Consider the following 19,695-nt stretch of genomic DNA (forward strand, 5'->3'; position numbering starts at 1 on the left):
GAGAAGCGTTTCCCTGCGGATTGTCTTTCTGTGTTTCCATATCAATCTTGAAAAGCTCAATCAAAGTGTCCGTTACTTTTGGCGTATCTGATACTTTCAAGGTTGCTGTCTTTCCAGCTTCAACCTTTAAGGAATATACAGTTTTATCCACTTTATATCCTGCTGGTGCGGATACTTCCTTGATATAAACTGTGCCAGCCGTTACCTCTACAACATTCGTATTTCCATTTTCATCAGTCGTAAGGGTGGCAAGCTGTTTCGTGCAGTCCTTATCAGCAAAGACACCGTATGTCGCACCAGCGATAGAGTAATTCCCGTTACCGTCTGTAATGCTGGTATTACTGGAAACCTTTTGCAGTTTCGCATTTCCAACATTCAGCTTCGCCCAGAATTGTCCTAATTCCTGCCCCTCGCCAGAGTAGATGTAACCGCCACATTCATAGCGTCCTTTATTTTCTTTGACAAAGGCTCTTGCACCAGAGAAAACTTCGTCCTGCGTTGCCTTTGGAATTTCATCATAAGAAGCTCGCACGTTATCACATTGCCAGCCAAGATGTACGCTCAATCTCTGCCAGACTACAAGCTGTCTTAAAAGGTAAGCGTGATTTTTGCTTATTCCGCTGTGGTTGTCTGTGTACTGTTTTACATATTCGATAGATAAGGCAACGTCGCTTATCTGGTCGGCACTCATGCGTGAGCTTGCGTCAGTTCTGGTTTTGTAACCATTCTTAAAATCTGTGTTAATGTCTATACAGTAAGCGTCCTCGCCCTCGACGGTCAAATGTCCCTCATTAAAGGTAGAACCAATCGAACCGTCATTCATTACTTTTTCAACGATACCGACACGCTCTTTTGACTCCGTCCAGTATTGCTTACTTTCTGCATGAACGGGTGTAGTCGGTAAAGCAGTAACGACAGTTGCAAGAGCTAAGAAGCCCGTACACAATCGTTTCCATGTCTTTTTCATAAATCTAATGCTCCTTTCTGTAATCATCACAATTTAAAAACGCCACTTGTGAAGTACAAATGACGTTTTAGGTGTGATAATGACTTTTCTTTATCTTTCTTATTTTTAATTTTTCCTTTATTTATGCGGTTTTTCCGCTTTGTCTATATAAGCATGTACCGAATGGAGCAGGAAAAACTACTTTTTTAAGTATTTTATGTGGACTTATTAAAAATGATAGTGGAACAATTGAAATTGATGAAGTTAAGTTTTTAAGTGATGATTTTTATCATGTCTTTGGATATGTTCCTCAATCTCCTGCTTTATATGTTGATCTTACTTGTAATGAATTTCTTGAATATATTTGTGCACTTAAATCAATTGATAAAAACCAAATAGATCATACTTTAAAATTAGTTAATTTATATGATCAAAAATATATTAAGATTAAAAAATTATCTGGAGGAATGAAGCAACGTTTATCTATTGCTCAGGCAATCATAAATGACCCTCAAATTTTATTATTAGATGAACCTACAACAGGTTTAGACCCTATTGAAAGATTAAGACTTAAAAATCTCTTAAGAAATCTTTCAAAAGATAAAATTATTATTATTTCTACTCATATTATTCAAGATATGGATCATCTAGCTAAATCTCTTATATTCTTTAAAAACGGACAATTATTAGATTTTAAAAGTCCACAAGAATTAATATTATCATTAAAACAATTCTTTTATGAAACGATTGTTTCAAAAAAAGATCTACAAAAATATATAGAAACATATCATGTTTCTTCTATTGTACCTATTAACGATGATTATAAAATTAAGTTTTTTTCTCATAAAGATGAATTATTCCCACATTGTAAAGAAATAAATTTAGAAGATATTTATCTTTATTATTATGGTGATGTTTATGATAAAAGGTGAATTATATAAGTTATTACGTTCTAAATCAGTTAAAGTCCTATTTATTCTTTTATTTATCTTAAACAGTTTACAAATCATATATGTCAATTATCAAAATATATATGGAGATATTAATACAGGAAAAAGAAAAATATTAAAAATAATTGAAGGCCCTATTTCTCAACAAAAATATGATTGGCTTGTTAATTATCATAATACGATGTTAGAACAAGTAAATAATGGTAACTATAATACCAAAAACAAGTCTAAAAATACTTTTTCAGGTTATGTTTTCGGTGATGAACAGATAAGTAATAATTTATTAGAAGATTATGAATATACAATCAATTATCATTCTTCAATTAAAAATAAAATCACTATTCTAGATGAAAATATTAAAAAAACTCAAAATAGTAAATGGAAAAAAGAAAATATAATGCTTAAAAAAAGATTAAAAAATAGAAATCTTAGCTACTACTATGATTATACCTTAATCAATAATTTTATGAATCAAGATTTTCAATATCTATTATCCCTTATATTTTGCATTATCTTAGTAATCAAATTATTCATCTATGAAAAACAAAAACAAACAGATTTATATTTTTATATTTCTAGAAAACAAATAAAGAAAATATTTATATCAAAGATATTAATGATCTTGTTATTTACGTTTATTTCTTCTTTATTATTGTTAATAGAAAGTTATCTTATTTATTATTTTTTAGGAATGAAAAATGGTTTATTTCAACCACTTTATGCATTATCTCATTTTATGTATGAACCCTATAATATTTCTATATTCTTTTATATTGTTTGTAATTATTTTTTTCGTTTAGTTGGGTGTTTATCTTTCTCTTATTTATTTTTATTTCTTTGTCATTTTTTAAATAAGGAGTATAAAGGATTTTTTATTGCTATATTGATTATTTATATTTCAATTCAGTTATATAACAACAATCTATTAAGTATTATTAGTTTTTCATCTTTAAATGATTCTATATATAATCAAAGGATTTTTATGAGTTCCTTATTATTTTCATTTATCATTTTAAATTTAAATTTTTTTACCTATTTTCTATTTAAGAGGAGATATTATGTATCAATTAATTAAATTATATTTTCGTTTATTTTTTAAAAATAATAAAGGTTTACTCATTATTCTTATTTTACTTTTTACGTCTTTCTCAACTTTATATATAAATCTACATCAAACAAAAATAAACCGTGATACTACTACACAAATTTATGATCAATATATAGATAAATACTCTGGTATTCCAAATAATTCAAAAGAAAAACAAATTCTAAAAGAATTAGATTCTTATGAGAATAATGAAGATATTTTAAAAGAATATCAAAATCATCAAATTACTCAAAAAGAATATCTAAAAAAACAAAGAAAAAATAATTCTAATATTTTAAAAAAAGATGCATTAAATTCTTTCTACTTATATTATTTAAAAATTAAAAATACTCAAAATAAGGAAATAGCTAATACAAAGTATACTGATTGTTTAAATTTTAACAATCTAGATTTTATTATCATTCTCTTTCTTTTCTTTCTTATTTATAGTATCTATTTAAAAGAAATAGATGATCATATATGGATTTATGAAAAAACAACATCTAATGGTATTAAGAATGCTAAAAAGAGTAAAATATTTGTATTTAGTTGTATATGGGGATTATTTTTAATTTTAATGACTATTGGTAAAATACTTATTTTTAAACATTTTTCTAGATTAGATTTTTCAATAATTAATATTCCTTGGTGTTCAAAAAATTGTCCAAATATTTCATTAATAACATTTATATGCTTTTGTACATTTCTTTACTATATAGCGAGTTATCTTTTATGTGGTCTAAGTATTTTACTAAAAAAATTTATTCATTCTAATATCTTTATTTTGCTTGTACTTTTTATTTTCGTCTATATTCCTTTAGCTTTCTTAGGAAATAGTATACATATTCTTTATTTTCCTTTTATTAGTTTTCTTGTTCCTGGTCGCTATTTTGCAGGTTATGGTGAAAAAATGTTAGGCATAGATTTTCATATAGTAATTATTGAATTGATTATTATCTTTATATTCTTTCTTCTTTCTTTTTTTAAAGGAAAAAGAAAGAACTTGATTTTTCTTTCTTTATTAATATTAATAACTGGTTGTTCAAATAATCAAAATAATTCATCTAGTTTTCAATACAATAGTTATCATGAACTTAACTTTGCGGAAAATAAAGAATATTATTATTTTTCTAATAAGATAATAGATAAAAATGATTGGAAAGAGTATTCTTTAGTAAGAAATCTTTACGAATCTAGTAATAATTTAATTAATGTATTTCCTCAAAAAGATGGTTTTTTTTATACTATTGACGATGATGAAAGTGAATATTTATATCTCTTTAATAATGATTTTCAAGATGTTAAATTAAAAAAGTTATCTTCTTTACAGAAGAATTTTATGAATATAGAACAACAACATATCCCTATTTCAGATAAGAATATATTAGGTATTATTGGTAACAAGAATAGATATTATATTATTTATAGTGACAAAATAACTAATCAAAATAATAAAGTTGTTTATAAAGGAAAATTAACAAACCGTTATTCTATTTATCATCAATATCTTTATTTTCTACAAGATGATTATACAATCATTAAAATATCTCTAGATACATTTAAAAAAGAAAAATTAGATACTCCATTATGTGATTATTTCTATATAAAAAATAATCATCTCTATTTACACAATATTCAAGATGATAAGTTATATTGTGGTAATCAAATTCTATTTAATGAACAAATTGAAAATAGTGATATATATAAAGATAAACTATATTACACCCGAAATGATGGTTTATTTATGTATGATTTTACTTATAAAGAAAGTACTTTATTAACAAAAGAAAAAGTATATTCATTAAAAATATCAATAGATGGAAAATATTTATCTTATATAACAGATAGCACTAAAAAAAATAAAGAAATTAAAATAATCATTAAAGATTTAAAAAAGAATAAAATAGTATATGTTAGAGATGCATAAAAGTCATGGATAAACCATGACTTTTTAAATAATATAGTCTGTATCTCCTCGATATCTTGCTAGAAACTGTTGTGTTCTTGGCATTTGAGGATGATCAAATATTTGTTTAGCTGTGCCACTTTCAACAATTTGTCCTTGATCCATAAAAATCACTTTATCTGATATTTGATGTGCAAAAGACATTTCATGAGTCACAATAATCATTGTAATGTTTTCATCAGCGACGCTTTTAATAACTTTTAAAACTTCTTGTACAAGTTCTGGATCTAAAGCACTTGTTGGTTCATCAAAGAGAATAACTTGTGGATTTAACGCTAATGCTCTAGCAATAGCCACACGTTGTTGTTGTCCTCCTGATAGTTGAGTTGGATAACGATCTTCTTTATCTGATAAACCAACTTTTTTGAGTTGTTCTCTAGCAATGACAAGTGCTTTTTCTTTTGTCATTTTTTTTACAACCGTTAAAGGTGTTGTAATATTTTCAATAATTGTTTTATTTGCAAATAAATTGTATTCTTGGAAAACCATAGCTGTGACTTTTCTTAAAGCAAGCTCTTCTTTAGTTATATGAGTAGCATCATATCCAACTTCACCTATTTTTACTTTTCCTTTTTCAGGAACTTCTAAAAGGTTTAAACATCTAAGTAAAGTTGATTTTCCTGATCCTGAAGGTCCAATAATTGAAACAGTTTCTCCTTTTTCTATTGAAAAAGAGATTCCTTTTAAAACTTCTTGTTGTTTAAATGTTTTATGTAAATCTTTTACTTCAATCATGGTTACACCTCACTTATTTGTAGACGTCTTTCAATAAAATGTTGTACATACGTTAAAATTGTACTAAATGCTAAATAGATAATAGCAACTTCAATATAAAGAACTAATGGTTCATATGTATTGGCAACAATACGTTGAGCTGCCATAAACATTTCAGCAACTGTAATATTAGCAGCAAGTGATGTATCTTTTACTAAAGCAATTAAAGAGTTGAATAATGGTGGAATCGCAATCTTTAAAGCTTGTGGTAAAATAATATGATACATACTTTGGAAGTATGTCATACCTACCGAATAGCAGGCTTCTAATTGTCTTTTATCAACAGATAAAATAGCTCCTCTTACCGTTTCACTACTATAAGCTCCTACATTTAAAGAAAAAGTTATAATGGCTGCAGGAAATGCTTCTAAGACAATGCCTACACTTGGTAATCCATAATAGATAATAAAGAGTTGTACAAGTAATGGTGTTCCTCTAAAAATCCATACATAAAATTGAATAATTTGTGATAATACTTTTATTTTTTTAACTCTTATTAAGGCTGTCACAATAGCTATTAATAATCCAATAGCAAAAGAAATCAAGGTAATAGGTATTGTATAAACAAGACCTGGTATCAGTAATTTAGTAAATGAACTCGTAATTATTTCGATAACTCTTGAACTCATTTATGTGATACATCCGTTTTAAAATATTTATTACTAATTTCAGCTAATTTACCTGATTTCTTTAATGATTTTAATGCTTTATCAACATTCTTCTTTAAATCATCTTGTCCTTTATTAAAGATAAATGCTTGTTCACTCACTTCTTTACCTTGTGCTGCAATTTTTAAATCAGTACCTGGTTTTTTATTCACTAAATCATAATAAGCTAAAGTATCATTAACAGTACCATCAACACGTCCTTGTTCTACTAAGCTTACATTTTCATTCCAATCATTTGTCGCAACAATTTCACCTTTATATTTTTCTACAATTTTTGAAAAGTTACTACTTCCTGTTTGTGAAAATTTACGTCCTTTGATATCACTCATTTTAGTGATTTCTGTATTATCTTTTTTAGTGATAATTGCTGGATAAGAATATGTATGTGGAATTGAAAAATCATATTTTTTCTTTCTTTCAGCTGTAATAGCCACTTGGTTAGTTACTAAATCATATTTATCTGAATCAAGTCCTGCAATTAAACTATCCCATTTAACTTCTACAAATTTAACTTTGACCCCTAATTCTTTAGCAAGTGCTCTTGATACTTCAACATCATAACCTACTAAATTATCATTATCATCATGATAAGAGAAAGGAGCAAATGTTCCTTCTGTTCCAATCACGATTTCTTTCTTTTCTTTAATTTTATCCCATGTATTTTCTTGTTTAGATGATGCACATCCTGTTGTTACAGTTGCTAGTAAGGTAAGTGCAAGTAATCGAATCCCTAATTTTTTCATTGTTTTTCCCCTTTTATAATAGATGATATTCATGTTCCCATTTACTGTTTACAAAATAATCAGCTGCTTTTTTAGCTGCTTCTAAATCCATAAATGTGTAATTTCCACATTCTTCTTCCTTAGCTCCAGGAATTTCTTGATTCCATGAAGCAATTTGTGTGTAAACATCTTTAACGACTTCTTTAATCACTTCTAAGTCTAAATCTCTTACAATTAAATAAAAGCCTGTCATACAGCCCATTGGTCCAAAATAAATCACTTGATCTTTATATTTTCCATTTCTAAGTAATGTTGCTCCAATATGTTCAATTGTATGTGCTGCTTCTGGTTTTAAAGCGGGCTCAACATTTGGTTGTGTCATACGAATATCATATGTAATCAAATTCCCATCAATTCTTGATACATAGACTCCTTTTGTAAGTTTACGATGATCAACACTAAAACTTGTAATTCTTTCCATTTTTTATTCCCCCAATTTTATTTTGTACCAATTTATTTATTTCATATAGAATTAGTATGATATAAGAATATAACATTCCCTTATAAGTGTCAAGAAAAAAAGGGCTCATGCCCTTAGACTGTAAGTACATAGGTTTGATCATTGATGATCGTTGTTTGTAAATCTATCCCATATATCTTTTTTATAACTTCTTGATTCATAATATCTTTTGCTTTTCCTTCAACAATAATTTGACCTTGTTTCATACCAATGATATGATCTGAATATTGAATCGCTTGATTGATATCATGTAAAACCATAATAATCGTTATTTTATATTTTTGATTGATTTCTTTAAGTAATCTTAAGAGTTCTAATTGATATCTTATATCTAAATAAGTTGTCGGTTCATCTAATAAAAGATAAGGTGTTTTTTGGGCTAAAGCCATAGCAATCCAAACACGTTGTTGTTGTCCACCTGATAAGTTTTTTAATGTTCTGTTTTTGTATTCTTTTAATTTAGTTACTTCTAAAGCCCAATCTATGATTTCATAATCTTCTTGGGATAATTTTTGTGAATAATGGAGGTAAGGTAATCTTCCATAGCCTACAATTGTTTTTACGTCTTGATCACCATTAATTTGATTTTTTTGGTGAACAACAGCAACCTTTTGTGCAAATTCTTTTATTTTATAATTTTGTATATCTTGTTGATTAATTTCTATAAAGCCTGTTTGTGGTTTATAGATACGACTTAATAACATAAGTAAAGTCGATTTACCACTTCCATTCGATCCAATAATTGTCGTTATTTGGTTTTCTTTAAATTCTATATTTAAATCTTTAATAAATGATTTTTGATTATAACTAAATGATAGATTTTTAACTTTCATGCATAGAACTCCTTTTTAATAAGATAATAAATAATGGACCACCAATAATAGCCATTAAAATAGCAGGTGTTATTTCATAAGGAGCAATAATGACTCGCCCTAGGGTATCAGCTATTAAAAGAACAAGAGCTCCCAATAAGCCACTTGTCGGTAATAAATAACTATGCTTATTACCTACAAATAAACGTGCAAGATGAGGAATCAATAAACCTACAAAACTTAACACACCTGCGATTGCTACTGAAACACTACATAAAATAACTGCTAATAAAGAAATAATAAATCGATAAAGATTAACATTAATTCCTAATGATAATAATGTACGATCTTCTAATCCTAATAAATCACAAGCTTTTGTTAAAAATGATAAAATCACTAAAACTGGTAAAATATAAACCATCAATAATTGAACATCATTCCAGGTATATAAAATAACAGAACCTACCGATGATGAAATAGATGAAGAAATACTTTCAATAAATGAAATGATTGCTGTCAAGGTATAATGAATTGCAACACCGACAAGAATAATTCTTGTCGTCTTTAAACCTGATTTCCAAGATAAACTATAAATCAATATAAATGTTATTAATCCTCCTAAACATGTTAACAATGGTTTGATGGTATATAAATCAGGTAAAAAGATACCTACTAATAAACTAACTAATTGTGCTCCTGCACTGATTCCAATAATACCTGGATCTGCTAAAGGATTCTTTAGTACTACTTGAAATAATAAACCTGCTAAAGCAAGTGCACATCCTACAAGCATAGTAACAATGACACGAGGAAAACGTATTTGATAGATACTTGCAACATCTTTGTTATATTCTACAAAGAGTCCTTTTAATAATTGAATAAATGAGACTTTGATCGTTCCTGTATTAATTGCTATAAAGAATGAAATACATAATAAGATAAATAAAGATAATATAAACAATAAGGGATGCTTTTTAATTGTTTTCATATAAAATTCCTTCTAATGTTTCTAATCCTTTTTGATAATTAAAATTAGCACTCATTCCAAAATATTCATTATTTAAATCATATACTTTATTATTCTTAACAGCATCAAATTGTTGCCAAGTTTGATTATTCGAAAACTCTTGTTGAAAATACTCCATAACTTGTTTTGGCATGGCATGAGATGTTCTTAAAATAATATCAGGATTTTGTTTTAACATATCTTCTACACTGACATTAACAAAATCTTTTCCTTCTCCATCACCATAAATATTTGTTCCACCTGCTAATCTTACTAAATCTCCAACATAACTTGATTCAGTTGCTACAACATAACTTCCTCCTGGAAGTCCCATTAAGATTAAAACACGTGGACTCACATTATTTTGATATTTTTCTCTAAAAGAAACCATATAGTCAACATACTCATCAACAAGCTTTTTAGCTTGTTTTTCTTTATTAAATAATTTTCCTAATTCTTCAATACTCTTATACATTCCCGATAAGTTTTTAAGATTTAAAAAACTTGAACTGATTTTGATTTTTTCATATTTACTTGAAAGATCACTTTCTAATGAATTAGGACTTAAAATTAAATCAGGTTTCAATGTAGATATTTTTTCCATATCTGGTGTCATTGCATTACCAATCTTTGTTGTTTTTTGATATTTTTTAGGAACTGTATAACTATCACTTTGAGGAATTCCTACAACTTGTTTAGCTGGTATATTTAATTGATCTAAAATTTCTGTAACAGCAATAGAAGTAGCAGCAACTGTAATTTCTTGATCACTTGTTACTTCTTGATTTTGATTGACACATCCTGTTAATAAAGATATTAAACAGATAAATACTAAACTACTTTTTAATTTTTTTAACATAGAATATTCCTCCTAAAATAAATACGATACATATTCCTACAATAAGTAATGTATTATCTTTTTTGGTTGTACTTTCCTTCGTTGTTTGTTTTAAATTTTTAACTGTTAGTTTTAATTTTTTATCGACTTTTCCTTTTGAATTAATAATGTGATTACTTAATCCTGTCGCATTTTCCATAAGTGATTCTTTTGTAATTGTTCCTACTATTGCTTGTTGAATTTCAGTAGTTTCTGGTGTTTGTGTTTCCTCAGTTGTTTTTTCTTGAGTTGTTTGATTTGTTGTTGATTTAGATGTATTTGTTTGTGTATTTTGACTTGTTGAGGTTTCTGTATTTTGAGGAATCATTTGACTGTTATAAATTCCTGTTCCTGCTATTGCCGAGGAAATATTAGGTTTAATAAAAAACTGTACATCTCTTCCCATTGGATTTACATACATAATAGGACTTATATAAAGTTCCAAAGAACTGACTTGTAATCTATAATGATTAACAGTATCTCCATTAGCACTACTACTTCCAGTTTTAGTTGCTGAAACTGAACTCATTGATCCACTTGATGTCATCACTTTAAATCGTACATTGCTGACATTAGAAGCTAACCCTAAACCAACAGTGATATAATACTTTCCATTAATTTGTTCAACCAATAATTGACTTTCGACAATATTACTTACCATACTTTCACCTAAAGCAATATTTTCTCCTCCGTCTTCTGTTTTACCGGTAAGAGGATTGGTATAACTTGTAGAACGACTAACAAGATATGCCCCATCATTTAAAGCACTAACTGGTGAAATAAACATGAATAGCATCATTAAAATGATATTTATTTGTAATATTTTTTTCATAGTTCCTCCATAAAAACATGAGGCATTTTTATGCCTCATGTTTCTTTCTTAAAATAAATCCAATCATTGTTATAGAAATAATAAATAATGTCATGAATAACTGAATAGATGTTTGATCACCTGTTTTAACTGATTGATTTTCATTTGTTTGATTCTCTTTATTTGCTGTTTGATCTTTATTTGTATTTTCTTGTTGATCATCTTTTTTAGTATTTGGTTCTAATTCTGTTTTATCTGAAACATATGTTAAAGTAGTATAATCAATTTTTAATCTTGCTGCTAAATCCATATTTCCCATCATAGCAACATGTGGATTCATCATGACATTGATATATTCATTTTCATGAGGTAATTCAAAGGCCCATAATGTTGGATTCCCTTGTGCATCTTTTTCAATGATTGTAGCACCATGATTTTTATAATCTTCTTGTTCACTTCCAATATAGAATTCTTGTAAACTTGCTTTAATACTTCCAAATGACATTTCTTTTGTTGAAAGATACATTGTTGCTTTACCATCTTTAACAATAATGTTTGCTTTTGAATCGATAGCAGAAGCTGCCATTGATTCTTTATCACTTGTAGCATTCCATAAAGCAACATCTACACTATATGTTCCATCTTTTGTAAAACGAGAAGTATTTTCTTCATCTTTTTTATCTTCATCATCTTTTGGTGTTTCTGGTGTAGGATCAACTTTTGTTAGACCATCTAATTTTAATTGTAATCTTGCAATAGCACCTCTTGAGCTTCCACCATAATAAAACTTAACATTTGTAAGTTCTTTATTTTCATCTAATTTGAATTGTACTTTTTTTGGATGTCCATCTTCTTCCTCAATAACAGTTGCTTCTTTATATGTTCCATCTTTTAATTGATATTCCATTTTATCAACAGAAGCAGTTTGTCCATACATTGTCATTTCTTTTAATTTTAAAGTAACAACAACTTCATTGTTTTGAACAGTGATTTGTGCTGATTCAACAGCTTGTGCTGCCATTGATTGATCATCACTATTTTCTTTTAAAACATTTACAGGAACGTCATATGTACCATCTTCTAAAACATATTCTTTTTGTAATTCTTTTGCATTATCTAAATCTAATGTTAAAGTTACATTTGTTGGATAATCCTTTCCTTGTCCCATAAAATAATTCATAAAATCAACTGTAATTGATAAAACTGTTGAATTATTTTCATCTAATTGAGGTAATTCAAAAGAAATTTTTTCTGGTACTTCTACTTCTAATGTTTCTCCACCCATTCCTTGTGTAGACTTTTCTACTTTTGTTGAAAGAGTTGTTCCATTAGCAATTGTTAAAACATTTGCATAATATTCTGATCCCATGTTAATAATCATATTTTGTAATGTAGCAACTGCTTGCATTGTACCATCTTGATCAACAGTTACTTCTAATGTATCACCAAAGGCACCAGCAAAGGCTTTTTTTACTACTGGCATTGGTGCACTACTTGTTAAACTTTTTATAGGAATTTGATAAGTTCCTACTTTTGATAAATCACTATTTAATGCGTTGACTGCATTTAATGATGTCAGTTGTAATCCTAAAGCCATCATTAAAGCAAGTGTTATCTTTAATATTTTGTTCATTTTTTCCTCCTATAAAGTTAGTCTTTGCTAACTAAAGAGAGTTTAACATGCCTCTTTTATTTTTCAATGTCTAATTTTGTTTCATATCTGTAACAAAATGAGTATTTTTAGTCTTATTATCATGATTTTATCTCAATTTATAAATGTTTTACACGTGAAACAAAAAAGCCTTCCATCAAAGGAAGACTTTTATTTTTTATATTATTTTTCGAAATCAAATTCTTGGAAAACATCACTTACTGGTAAATTATTTTCAATACTTTCAATTGTTTTAGCAAGTAAGGATGCTACTGAAACAACTTTTAATTTATCGAAATGTTTTTCTTTAGGTAAAATAATTGTATCTGTAACAACGACTTCTTTAGCTGAACAGTTTTTCAATCTTTCAACAGCTGGTCCTGAGAATACTGGGTGTGTACAAGCAACGAAAACATTTTTTGCACCTTTTTCAAGTAACATATCAATACCTGCTACAATAGTTCCACCTGTATCGATCATATCATCAATCATGACACAGTTTTTACCTTCAACATCACCTAAAACACCCATGATTTCAGCAACGTTAGGTTTTGGTCTTCTTTTATCGATGATAGCTACTGGACAATCTAAAGCAACTGCCATTTTACGAGCACGAGTTGCTCCACCATGGTCTGGAGAAACAACACAAATATCATCTAAGTTTTTATTTTTGAAATAATTACAGATTAATGGTAATGCTTGCATATCATCTACAGGAATATTGAAGAATCCTTGAATTTGTGCAGCATGTAAATCAATTGTTACAACACGATTAACGCCAGCAGTTGTTAATAAATCAGCAACTAATTTAGATGTAATTGGTTGTCTAGGTTTTGCTTTTCTATCTTGTCTAGCATATCCAAAGTATGGCATGATAGCTGTAATTTCTCCAGCTGATGCTCTTTTTAAGGCGTCTGCTAAAACTAAGATTTCCATTAAGTTTTCAGTAACAGGATTAGATGTTGATTGGACAATGAAAACATCTTTTCCACGAACTGATTCATCAATTTCAACTAAGATTTCTCCATCAGCGAAATGGTGAACTTTTGATTTTCCCATTTCACAACCTAAATTATCACAAATGTCTTGTGCTAATTCTACTGATGATGATAAAGCAAATACTGTAATTTTGTTTTTCATTTTTTCTTTTACCCCTATTTTCCTATTTTATTTCTTTTTTCTTCTAATACTTTACTATAACCTTCTTTGTTCACTTGTCTACTTCTAGCAATTGCAAAAGCATCTTCATGAACTTCATCTGTAATTGTTGATCCAGCAGCAATAAATGCATTTTTACCAACAGTTACAGGAGCAACTAAATTAGAATTGCAGCCAACGAAAACATTGTCTTCAATTACTGTTTGGAATTTATTTTTTCCATCATAGTTGCTTGTAATAGTACCACAGCCAATATTTACGTTTTCACCAACTGTCGCATCTCCAATATAGCTTAAGTGCGCAGCTTTACTTCCTTTACCAAAAGTTGCTTTTTTCATTTCCACAAAGTTACCCATGTGGACATTTTCTAAGATATGACAATGATTTCTAAGTCTTGCATATGGCCCGATATCAACACCGTTTTCAATAATCGAATCAGCAATAACAGAGAATTTAATTTCTACGTTATCTTTGATTTCTACATTATCAAATTCACAATAAGGTCCAATATGGCATCCATTACCAATCACTGTTTTTCCTTTAATAATACATCCTGGTTCAATTGTTGTATCATGACCAATCACTACATCTCTACCAATATAAGTATTTGTCATATCTACAATATTTACACCATCTAATAGATGCTTTTTATTAATACGATATTGTAATTGTTTTGTTGCTTCTTGTAATTCAAACTTATCATTAATTCCACCAACTTCTGATAAGTCATCAATTTTATAACCACCAACATTTAAGTTTTGATGATTCATAATTTCAATTACATCTGTAATATAGTATTCATTTTGAGCATTGTTATTTGTTACTGATTCTAATGCTTTAAATAAAGCAGCATTATCAAAACAATATTCTCCAACATTCATTTCAGAAATATTTCTTTGTTCATCTGTACAATCTTTATACTCAACAATACCTTTAACTTGATCATTTTCTCTAATAATACGACCAAATTTCTTATTTAAGTCACAATCACATGTCATGACTGTTCCTTTCATTTGATGTTCATTATGATATTGAATTAACCCTTGTAATGTTTCTTTAGTAATTAATGGTGCATCACCATTTAAAACAATAGTTGTTCCTTCTTTATCTCCTAAAACATCTTTTGCTTGCATCAATGCATGTCCAGTTCCTAATTGTTCTTTTTGCATTACGAACTCAACACCATCAACAAGTTTCATGACTTCTTCAGCTTTATGTCCAACAATAACATAAATACCATCAACACCTAAACCTTTTAATTCATCAACGATATGACAAACCATCGGTTTATATAAAACTTCATGTACTACTTTAGGCTTGTCGGATTTCATTCTTGTACCTTTTCCGGCAGCCATTACTACTGCGTAAGTTTTCATCGTCACACCCCTCTACGACGTCATTCTAACAAAATATAACTCATAATTAAAGATGAATAAGACAATTTATTGCAAATTCCTACATCTTTTCAAAAAAAGAAAATCTTATCACAGATTTTCTTCCTTGTTTAAAATTTTCGATTTTCTAACAAAAAAATAACGTTTTCTAAAGAATTCATATCCTTTATTCATAATTTCTTGATTTCTAGTAATACCAAATACACATGAACCACTTCCTGACATTAAAGCTCCATCAAAACCTAACTTCATCATTTCTTTTTTGATTTCTTTAATTTGTGGCACCATTTTAATAGAAGGAAGTTCTAATGTATTTTGTAGATTATCAATAACTGCTTGATAATCATTCATTTCAATTCCTTTTTTCATCTTTCTGCAATCTTGATGTTTTACTTTAGATAAATCTAATGAAGTAAATGCTTTTTGAGTTGAAACACCTTTTTTAGGTTTTACAAGTAATAAATAAGCTTCAAAAGGTTCATCAATAAATTGTAGTTTTTCACCAACACCTTCAACAAAAGCTGTTTTTTCATAAATACAAAATGGAATATCTGCTCCTACTTCTTTTCCTAAAGCAGCCATTTCTTCATAAGATAAATTTAAATGAAATAATTTATTCATGGCTTTAATAACTGCTGCTCCATCAGCACTTCCACCAGCTAATCCTGCTTGCGTTGGAATATGCTTATAGACAAAGATCTTAACACCTTTTTTTAATCCGTATCTTTCTTGCATCAATTGTGCAACTTTATACATAATATTTCTTTGATTGGTAGGAACGATCTTACTATTTGACTCAATTTCAATTCCTTCATCAATGACATTAATATAAATGAGATCATGTAAAGTAATAGGTGCCATGATCATTTCTAAATCATGATATCCATCTTCTCTTTTTCTTACAACATCTAACGCTAAATTTACTTTTGCATATGCTCTTACTTTCATTTTTCATTACCTCGGATACAAATTTCTGGCAACCCCTCTTGTATCAATTCCACCAACACCTAATTGTTTAAAAGAGGTTTTCTCTATAACTTTTTCTAAATCAACATACTCTTTAATATTTGTACTTGCGATTTGAGTTGTGATAATAACAGGATCTAACGCATGAATATTTTTTCTTGAAGGACTTGATGCAAAGTTAGCACCACTCGCTACTAGAAGTTCATAGTATGACTGACATGCTCCTGCAAAGATTACTAATGCATCTTTGTCGGGTTGATATTCTCTAGCCTTTTTGATTGCTTCTACAAAATCTAAACTGTGCAAATAATCTTGACTATTTCTTTTATGTCCATTTTTTTTCAAAGCATCATGTCCTGTAATGACTAAAAGATGTGGATTATGTTTTTTTAATAGGTTGGTTATTTTACTAGCAAACTCTTCTTCTTTAAAATAATAACCATATGCTCTAATACCATATTCTTGATATTTTTTCATACACATCTTTAAATAAGAAGGATCTCCATCTAAATGTAAAACACTTCCCTTTAAACATTTTTCTTGTGGTAAATGCACATCTTCTATTACTCTTTTCTCTTGAACAAGCTCTAAATCATCTATTTCACTATCCGCAATCAAACGATACTCTATTCCTCTTAAATAACAAATATTTTCTTGTATATCAATGACTTCAAAAATAATATCTTGATGATATTTTTTTCTACTTACAATATCACCTATCTTCATTCTATCACCATTATATAGTATGTTTATATAATGATTTTGTGATAACCTGATAATCTTCTAATGTAAGTTGTTCACATCTTAATTTTTGATCTATTTGATTTTCATTTAAAACATCTAATGCATTTTGATATTCTTGTTTTAAATTATTATAAATCGTTTTTCTTCTTTGTTTAAAAGCACTATTTAATACTTTATATAAATCTAAATTAGCTTCCTTATTAATTGTAATCTTTAAAATAGCACTATCAATATGAGGTGCAGGAATAAAAACATTTTGACTTACTGTAAACATATATTCAATTTTACCCATATCTTCAATCATATACATCAGTGGACTTTTATAATCGCTTGTATATTTTAAAGCCACTTCTTTTTGTACCATCACAACAATTTCATCAATAACTTTACTTTCAGTTAAAACCTTTTCAATAATTTGAGTTGTAATATAATAAGGCAAATTAGCTACTAAAATAACTTTTTCATACTTATCCTTTAAAGTCATTAAATCCTCTAAATTTACTTTTAAAAAATCTTCAAAAACAATCTCAATATTTTCCTGATTTAAAAACTCTTCATAGACTCCTTTAAAACGTGTATCTATTTCATAGCTTCTTACATATCCTGCATAACGTGCTAATACTTGAGTTAAAGCACCAATTCCAGGTCCTACTTCAATCACTGCACATTTTTCATTAACACTTGAACAACGAACGATTTTTTCTACGACATGAGGATCAATTAAAAAGTTTTGCCCATATTTCTTTTTAGGATATAAATCATATTTATCTAATATATATTGAGTTGTACTTTTAGTCGCTATATCCTTCATTCTCTAACTCCTTCTCTATCATTTCCCTGGAAATACCCACCATATTTAATCTTTTAAACAAAGTCTTTGCATTGCCATATCCTAAATGAAATAAATCATAAACCTTTAATCTTTTCTTTTTATCTCCAATAATATCTAATTCTAAAAACTCTTTCCAAGAAATACTTTCTTCTTGATTTGAAAATGTAACAACATTTTCAATTGCTTTCTTTACAGCTTCTTTATTTGCTTCAGCAATACCTAATTTCTTTCTACCAATAGCATCTTTTCTATCAACAAAAGCATGTTTACAATTTTGTACATATTTTTCTACTTGATTTCTAATCTTTAATCCTGGATAATCTGGATCTGTTAAGACAATAACTCCTCTTGTCTTACTAGCTTCTTTAATAAGTTCTAATGTTTTTTCATCTAATCCTAGTCCATGTGTTTCAATAGTATCAACATCATATAATTCTTTTAATAATTGACTATCTGTTTTTCCTTCAACAACTACTATTTCATTAATTCTTTTCATAACTTTACCATTTTAAATAAATCGTCTTCAATTGATCATTCGTGATATATTGAATATGATCTACCCCTTCTATTAAACGATAGGCATCTCCTTCTTTTGTTAATCTTTCTTTAGCATCATTATATACTTCATTTGAAAATTGCAAATAACATTCTCTTTGATTTTTATTTATTTTAGCTTTTAAAGTATTTAATTGATATAAATCAAAATACAACCCTTCTTCTTTAAAATAAGTATGTTTATCATTTTTAGTTATTTTATAATGATCATCTAAATCATACATTTGTTTCATTGTTTGACTATCAAACATCAAATAATTATTATTGATGATTTCCTCACCATCTAATACTAAATCACCCCAGGTTGCATCTATATAATAATAATCATTGTCATATTTTATCATATTTATTGCATGTTTGTCTCTTCTTCCTTTTATTGTTTTCCCTGTTAAAAATGTTGCTTTAAAATGCAATTGATTGAGTAGATATTGCATTGTTTTTGCATAACCACTACAAACTGATTGATGATTAATAAGAACACTGATTATTTCTTGGTTATATTTTGCTTGTTCATTATACTTACAATGAGTAATAACGTCATCATAAATATATTTTATTTTTTGATAGGATTTTAAATCTTGTGTATCCTCTTTTAGTTGTTTGACAATTTTCTTTATCCTTTTTTGATCTTTAAGAATTTCTTTTTCTTTCATACTATATTCAAAATTAAAAAGACCTTTTGTATTAAGGGACCATTCCTTAATATAAAATAACTCTGGATGATCCTTTAAAACTGCATTAACAATTTTACTTACTTTATCTATCTCTTTTTCTTTAATATAAATATTTTGTTTTCTTGTATAAGCAATATTATAAATTATTTGATAGAGTTGTTTTTGTTTTTTATTTAAAAGCTGATAATGATATTTAAAGCATTGATCTTGTTTAAATTTATTTTCTATACTTTGGTAAGATTGTGGAAAACATCCACATAATAAAAATAATACAAGTAGACTAATCAGTTTTTTCATTTTAAAAAAAATAATCTAGCGAATGCTAGATTACTCTTCCCTCAATTTATATTCAAAATAACTCTTACCAAAATAAACCACACTACCTGCCAAGAGCATCATTAATAATCCTAAGCACATAATAAACATCCCCTTCTTATTCATATCATACTCTTTTATACTATTTTATGCAAATCATTTAGATTTTATATCCTTTTTTTACTTCTTTTTTTCTACAATCTTTTTAAAATTATTATTATAAAATATTATTAGTAAAATAAATATTTTTAAACTTGTTCAATGATT

General features: G+C 27.8%; 19 protein-coding genes and 1 pseudogene. 3 read left to right on the forward strand and 17 right to left on the reverse strand.

Annotation, left to right across the window (positions count from 1 at the left end; genetic code table 11):
* Positions 1-967 (reverse strand): annotated as a pseudogene (locus LJD34_RS13045) (SrtB-anchored collagen-binding adhesin); the annotation flags it as partial.
* 119 nt (positions 968-1,086) lie between these two features.
* Here LJD34_RS13045 and LJD34_RS13050 point away from each other — a divergent pair.
* Genes LJD34_RS13050 through LJD34_RS13060 form a run of 3 tightly spaced genes read left to right on the forward strand, consistent with a single transcriptional unit; the run spans position 1,087 to position 4,910 of the window.
* The gene (locus LJD34_RS13050) at positions 1,087-1,878 is read left to right on the forward strand and encodes an ATP-binding cassette domain-containing protein (RefSeq protein WP_227360107.1); all 792 of its coding nucleotides are present in this window, start codon (positions 1,087-1,089) and stop codon (positions 1,876-1,878) included.
* Positions 1,865-2,971 carry a hypothetical protein gene (locus tag LJD34_RS13055; RefSeq protein WP_227360097.1) on the forward strand — a complete coding sequence of 369 codons (1,107 nt, stop codon included), beginning with the start codon at positions 1,865-1,867 and terminating at the stop codon, positions 2,969-2,971. Before LJD34_RS13050 ends, LJD34_RS13055 begins: the two co-directional genes overlap by 14 nt.
* Positions 2,955-4,910 (forward strand): hypothetical protein, encoded by a 1,956-nt coding sequence (locus LJD34_RS13060; protein ID WP_227360098.1) that lies wholly within the window; start codon positions 2,955-2,957, stop codon positions 4,908-4,910. Before LJD34_RS13055 ends, LJD34_RS13060 begins: the two co-directional genes overlap by 17 nt.
* A 24-nt stretch (positions 4,911-4,934) precedes the next feature.
* Here the strand turns inward: LJD34_RS13060 and LJD34_RS13065 are convergent, their stop codons facing one another.
* From LJD34_RS13065 to LJD34_RS13140, 16 genes are all read right to left on the reverse strand, one after another.
* Positions 4,935-5,684 carry an amino acid ABC transporter ATP-binding protein gene (locus LJD34_RS13065; protein WP_032091140.1) on the reverse strand — a complete coding sequence of 250 codons (750 nt, stop codon included), beginning with the start codon at positions 5,682-5,684 and terminating at the stop codon, positions 4,935-4,937.
* Between the two features lie 2 nt (positions 5,685-5,686).
* Positions 5,687-6,352: an amino acid ABC transporter permease gene (locus LJD34_RS13070; protein WP_032091139.1), complete on the reverse strand. Its 666-nt coding sequence runs from the start codon at positions 6,350-6,352 to the stop codon at positions 5,687-5,689.
* Positions 6,349-7,134, reverse strand: coding sequence for a transporter substrate-binding domain-containing protein (locus LJD34_RS13075; RefSeq protein WP_032091270.1), 786 nt, complete (start codon positions 7,132-7,134; stop codon positions 6,349-6,351). The genes LJD34_RS13070 and LJD34_RS13075 overlap by 4 nt, the downstream gene beginning before the upstream one ends.
* A 13-nt stretch (positions 7,135-7,147) precedes the next feature.
* Complete coding sequence (locus tag LJD34_RS13080) at positions 7,148-7,594, reverse strand: S-ribosylhomocysteine lyase (RefSeq protein WP_227360099.1); 447 nt, start codon at positions 7,592-7,594, stop codon at positions 7,148-7,150.
* 113 nt (positions 7,595-7,707) lie between these two features.
* The gene (locus LJD34_RS13085; protein WP_227360100.1) at positions 7,708-8,466 is read right to left on the reverse strand and encodes an ABC transporter ATP-binding protein; all 759 of its coding nucleotides are present in this window, start codon (positions 8,464-8,466) and stop codon (positions 7,708-7,710) included.
* The gene (locus LJD34_RS13090; RefSeq protein WP_227360101.1) at positions 8,456-9,433 is read right to left on the reverse strand and encodes a FecCD family ABC transporter permease; all 978 of its coding nucleotides are present in this window, start codon (positions 9,431-9,433) and stop codon (positions 8,456-8,458) included. The genes LJD34_RS13085 and LJD34_RS13090 overlap by 11 nt, the downstream gene beginning before the upstream one ends.
* Positions 9,420-10,310 (reverse strand): heme ABC transporter substrate-binding protein IsdE, encoded by an 891-nt coding sequence (gene isdE / locus LJD34_RS13095; protein ID WP_227360102.1) that lies wholly within the window; start codon positions 10,308-10,310, stop codon positions 9,420-9,422. The genes LJD34_RS13090 and isdE overlap by 14 nt, the downstream gene beginning before the upstream one ends.
* Positions 10,288-11,160, reverse strand: a complete 873-nt coding sequence (locus LJD34_RS13100; protein WP_227360103.1) for a heme-binding Shp domain-containing protein — start codon at positions 11,158-11,160, stop codon at positions 10,288-10,290. Before LJD34_RS13100 ends, isdE begins: the two co-directional genes overlap by 23 nt.
* A 28-nt stretch (positions 11,161-11,188) precedes the next feature.
* Positions 11,189-12,772 (reverse strand): NEAT domain-containing protein, encoded by a 1,584-nt coding sequence (locus LJD34_RS13105; RefSeq protein ID WP_227360104.1) that lies wholly within the window; start codon positions 12,770-12,772, stop codon positions 11,189-11,191.
* 201 nt (positions 12,773-12,973) lie between these two features.
* Positions 12,974-13,930 carry a ribose-phosphate diphosphokinase gene (locus LJD34_RS13110; protein ID WP_032091133.1) on the reverse strand — a complete coding sequence of 319 codons (957 nt, stop codon included), beginning with the start codon at positions 13,928-13,930 and terminating at the stop codon, positions 12,974-12,976.
* Between the two features lie 14 nt (positions 13,931-13,944).
* Positions 13,945-15,324 carry a bifunctional UDP-N-acetylglucosamine diphosphorylase/glucosamine-1-phosphate N-acetyltransferase GlmU gene (gene glmU, locus LJD34_RS13115; RefSeq protein ID WP_032091132.1) on the reverse strand — a complete coding sequence of 460 codons (1,380 nt, stop codon included), beginning with the start codon at positions 15,322-15,324 and terminating at the stop codon, positions 13,945-13,947.
* Between the two features lie 108 nt (positions 15,325-15,432).
* Complete coding sequence (gene ispE, locus LJD34_RS13120; protein WP_147579801.1) at positions 15,433-16,290, reverse strand: 4-(cytidine 5'-diphospho)-2-C-methyl-D-erythritol kinase; 858 nt, start codon at positions 16,288-16,290, stop codon at positions 15,433-15,435.
* Between the two features lie 6 nt (positions 16,291-16,296).
* Positions 16,297-17,034, reverse strand: coding sequence for a sporulation peptidase YabG (locus LJD34_RS13125; RefSeq protein ID WP_032091131.1), 738 nt, complete (start codon positions 17,032-17,034; stop codon positions 16,297-16,299).
* Between the two features lie 10 nt (positions 17,035-17,044).
* Complete coding sequence (gene rsmA, locus LJD34_RS13130) at positions 17,045-17,863, reverse strand: 16S rRNA (adenine(1518)-N(6)/adenine(1519)-N(6))-dimethyltransferase RsmA (RefSeq protein WP_227360105.1); 819 nt, start codon at positions 17,861-17,863, stop codon at positions 17,045-17,047.
* Positions 17,844-18,380, reverse strand: a complete 537-nt coding sequence (rnmV, locus tag LJD34_RS13135) for a ribonuclease M5 (RefSeq protein WP_032091130.1) — start codon at positions 18,378-18,380, stop codon at positions 17,844-17,846. The genes rsmA and rnmV overlap by 20 nt, the downstream gene beginning before the upstream one ends.
* Positions 18,381-18,384: 4 nt before the next feature.
* On the reverse strand, positions 18,385-19,410 hold the full coding sequence (locus LJD34_RS13140; RefSeq protein WP_227360106.1) for a transglutaminase domain-containing protein: 1,026 nt from the start codon (positions 19,408-19,410) through the stop codon (positions 18,385-18,387).
* Positions 19,411-19,695 lie beyond the last annotated feature (285 nt).

The organism is Faecalibacillus sp. MSK20_93, assembly GCF_020589945.1.
Classification (GTDB): Bacteria; Bacillota_I; Bacilli_A; order Erysipelotrichales; family Coprobacillaceae; genus Faecalibacillus; species Faecalibacillus intestinalis.

Bases quoted from the DNA above. Each gene is read 5' to 3' on its own strand.
- LJD34_RS13055 (WP_227360097.1), top strand. From the start codon at position 1,865: ATGATAAAAGGTGAATTATATAAGTTATTACGTTCTAAATCAGTTAAA.
- LJD34_RS13060 (WP_227360098.1), top strand. From the start codon at position 2,955: ATGTATCAATTAATTAAATTATATTTTCGTTTATTTTTTAAAAATAAT.
- LJD34_RS13065 (WP_032091140.1), bottom strand. From the start codon at position 5,684: ATGATTGAAGTAAAAGATTTACATAAAACATTTAAACAACAAGAAGTT.
- LJD34_RS13070 (WP_032091139.1), bottom strand. From the start codon at position 6,352: ATGAGTTCAAGAGTTATCGAAATAATTACGAGTTCATTTACTAAATTA.
- LJD34_RS13075 (WP_032091270.1), bottom strand. From the start codon at position 7,134: ATGAAAAAATTAGGGATTCGATTACTTGCACTTACCTTACTAGCAACT.
- LJD34_RS13080 (WP_227360099.1), bottom strand. From the start codon at position 7,594: ATGGAAAGAATTACAAGTTTTAGTGTTGATCATCGTAAACTTACAAAA.
- LJD34_RS13085 (WP_227360100.1), bottom strand. From the start codon at position 8,466: ATGAAAGTTAAAAATCTATCATTTAGTTATAATCAAAAATCATTTATT.
- LJD34_RS13090 (WP_227360101.1), bottom strand. From the start codon at position 9,433: ATGAAAACAATTAAAAAGCATCCCTTATTGTTTATATTATCTTTATTT.
- isdE (WP_227360102.1), bottom strand. From the start codon at position 10,310: ATGTTAAAAAAATTAAAAAGTAGTTTAGTATTTATCTGTTTAATATCT.
- LJD34_RS13100 (WP_227360103.1), bottom strand. From the start codon at position 11,160: ATGAAAAAAATATTACAAATAAATATCATTTTAATGATGCTATTCATG.
- LJD34_RS13105 (WP_227360104.1), bottom strand. From the start codon at position 12,772: ATGAACAAAATATTAAAGATAACACTTGCTTTAATGATGGCTTTAGGA.
- LJD34_RS13110 (WP_032091133.1), bottom strand. From the start codon at position 13,930: ATGAAAAACAAAATTACAGTATTTGCTTTATCATCATCAGTAGAATTA.
- glmU (WP_032091132.1), bottom strand. From the start codon at position 15,324: ATGAAAACTTACGCAGTAGTAATGGCTGCCGGAAAAGGTACAAGAATG.
- ispE (WP_147579801.1), bottom strand. From the start codon at position 16,290: ATGAAAGTAAGAGCATATGCAAAAGTAAATTTAGCGTTAGATGTTGTA.
- LJD34_RS13125 (WP_032091131.1), bottom strand. From the start codon at position 17,034: ATGAAGATAGGTGATATTGTAAGTAGAAAAAAATATCATCAAGATATT.
- rsmA (WP_227360105.1), bottom strand. From the start codon at position 17,863: ATGAAGGATATAGCGACTAAAAGTACAACTCAATATATATTAGATAAA.
- rnmV (WP_032091130.1), bottom strand. From the start codon at position 18,380: ATGAAAAGAATTAATGAAATAGTAGTTGTTGAAGGAAAAACAGATAGT.
- LJD34_RS13140 (WP_227360106.1), bottom strand. From the start codon at position 19,410: ATGAAAAAACTGATTAGTCTACTTGTATTATTTTTATTATGTGGATGT.